1 rRNA gene is annotated in these 2,902 nt (G+C 52.8%); it reads right to left on the bottom strand.

The features are described from left to right. Positions 1–96: 96 nt before the first annotated feature. Positions 97–2,902, bottom strand: a 23S ribosomal RNA gene (locus ACJ8PI_RS24395); the annotation flags it as partial.

Genomic DNA, 2,902 nt, shown 5'->3' with positions numbered 1-2,902 from the left:
GTTTCATTCCAACCGCTTCACTCTCGTGTCGCCATCAGAACCAATCTCGGAACTTCGCTGAAAATATCTTCGTCTCTAAAACACCTTCGGTGTTGTAAGGTTAAGCCTCACGGATCATTAGTACTGGTTAGCTCAATGCATCGCTGCACTTACACACCCAGCCTATCAACGTCTTAGTCTTAAACGTTCCTTCAGGGGCCTTAAAGGCCCAGGGAAGACTCATCTTGAGGCAAGTTTCGCGCTTAGATGCTTTCAGCGCTTATCTTTTCCGCACTTAGCTACCGGGCAATGCCATTGGCATGACAACCCGAACACCAGTGGTGCGTTCACTCCGGTCCTCTCGTACTAGGAGCAACCCCTCTCAATCTTCCAACGCCCACGGCAGATAGGGACCGAACTGTCTCACGACGTTCTAAACCCAGCTCGCGTACCACTTTAAATGGCGAACAGCCATACCCTTGGGACCTACTTCAGCCCCAGGATGTGATGAGCCGACATCGAGGTGCCAAACACCGCCGTCGATATGAACTCTTGGGCGGTATCAGCCTGTTATCCCCGGAGTACCTTTTATCCGTTGAGCGATGGCCCTTCCATTCAGAACCACCGGATCACTAAGACCTACTTTCGTACCTGCTCGAGCCGTCACTCTCGCAGTCAAGCTAGCTTATGCCTTTGCACTAACCTCACGATGTCCGACCGTGATTAGCTAACCTTCGTGCTCCTCCGTTACTCTTTGGGAGGAGACCGCCCCAGTCAAACTACCCACCAGACACTGTCCTCACCCCGGATCACGGGGCCGAGTTAGAACATCAAACATTAAAGGGTGGTATTTCAAGGATGGCTCCACGCAGACTGGCGTCCACGCTTCAAAGCCTCCCACCTATCCTACACATCAAGGCTCAATGTTCAGTGTCAAGCTATAGTAAAGGTTCACGGGGTCTTTCCGTCTTGCCGCGGGTACACTGCATCTTCACAGCGAGTTCAATTTCACTGAGTCTCGGGTGGAGACAGCCTGGCCATCATTACGCCATTCGTGCAGGTCGGAACTTACCCGACAAGGAATTTCGCTACCTTAGGACCGTTATAGTTACGGCCGCCGTTTACTGGGGCTTCGATCAAGAGCTTCGCCTTGCGGCTGACCCCATCAATTAACCTTCCAGCACCGGGCAGGCGTCACACCGTATACGTCCACTTTCGTGTTTGCACAGTGCTGTGTTTTTATTAAACAGTTGCAGCCAGCTGGTATCTTCGACTGGCTTCAGCTCCATCCGCGAGGGACTTCACCTACATGCCAGCGTGCCTTCTCCCGAAGTTACGGCACCATTTTGCCTAGTTCCTTCACCCGAGTTCTCTCAAGCGCCTTGGTATTCTCTACCTGACCACCTGTGTCGGTTTGGGGTACGATTTAATGTTACCTGGAGCTTAGAGGATTTTCCTGGAAGCAGGGCATCAACTACTTCTGCACCGTAGTGCATCGTCATCACGCCTCAGGGTTAGTATGCAACCGGATTTACCAGGTCACACCCCCTACACGCTTAAACCGGGACAACCGTCGCCCGGCTAGCCTAGCCTTCTCCGTCCCCCCTTCGCAGTAACACCAAGTACAGGAATATTAACCTGTTTCCCATCGACTACGCTTTTCAGCCTCGCCTTAGGGGTCGACTCACCCTGCCCCGATTAACGTTGGACAGGAACCCTTGGTCTTCCGGCGAGCGGGCTTTTCACCCGCTTTATCGTTACTTATGTCAGCATTCGCACTTCTGATACCTCCAGCAACCCTCACAGGCCACCTTCAACGGCTTACAGAACGCTCCCCTACCCAACAACGCCTAAGCGTCGCTGCCGCAGCTTCGGTGCATGGTTTAGCCCCGTTACATCTTCCGCGCAGGCCGACTCGACCAGTGAGCTATTACGCTTTCTTTAAATGATGGCTGCTTCTAAGCCAACATCCTGGCTGTCTGTGCCTTCCCACATCGTTTCCCACTTAACCATGACTTTGGGACCTTAGCTGGCGGTCTGGGTTGTTTCCCTCTTCACGACGGACGTTAGCACCCGCCGTGTGTCTCCCGTGATAACATTCTTCGGTATTCGGAGTTTGCATCGGTTTGGTAAGCCGGGATGGCCCCCTAGCCGAAACAGTGCTCTACCCCCGAAGATGAGTTCACGAGGCGCTACCTAAATAGCTTTCGGGGAGAACCAGCTATCTCCCGGTTTGATTGGCCTTTCACCCCCAGCCACAAGTCATCCGCTAATTTTTCAACATTAGTCGGTTCGGTCCTCCAGTTAGTGTTACCCAACCTTCAACCTGCCCATGGCTAGATCACCGGGTTTCGGGTCTATACCTTGCAACTAATCGCCCAGTTAAGACTCGGTTTCCCTACGGCTCCCCTATACGGTTAACCTTGCTACAAAATATAAGTCGCTGACCCATTATACAAAAGGTACGCAGTCACACCACGAAGGTGCTCCCACTGCTTGTACGTACACGGTTTCAGGTTCTATTTCACTCCCCTCGCCGGGGTTCTTTTCGCCTTTCCCTCACGGTACTGGTTCACTATCGGTCAGTCAGGAGTATTTAGCCTTGGAGGATGGTCCCCCCATATTCAGACAGGATGTCACGTGTCCCGCCCTACTCATCGAACTCACGACCTGTGCATTTTAGTGTACGGGGCTATCACCCTTTGCTGCGCGACTTTCCAGACGCTTCCACTAACACACAAGCCGATTCAGGTTCTGGGCTCCTCCCCGTTCGCTCGCCGCTACTGGGGGAATCTCGGTTGATTTCTTTTCCTCGGGGTACTTAGATGTTTCAGTTCCCCCGGTTCGCCTCATGCCACTATGTATTCATGACATGATAGTGTGTCGAAACACACTGGGTTTCCCCATTCGGGTATCGCCGGTT

Source organism: Serratia sp. CY82433 (assembly GCF_052166535.1).
Lineage (GTDB): Bacteria > Pseudomonadota > Gammaproteobacteria > Enterobacterales > Enterobacteriaceae > Serratia > Serratia sarumanii.
Note: the sequence above shows the minus strand (reverse complement) of the source record. Positions and strands in the feature narration are given on the sequence as shown.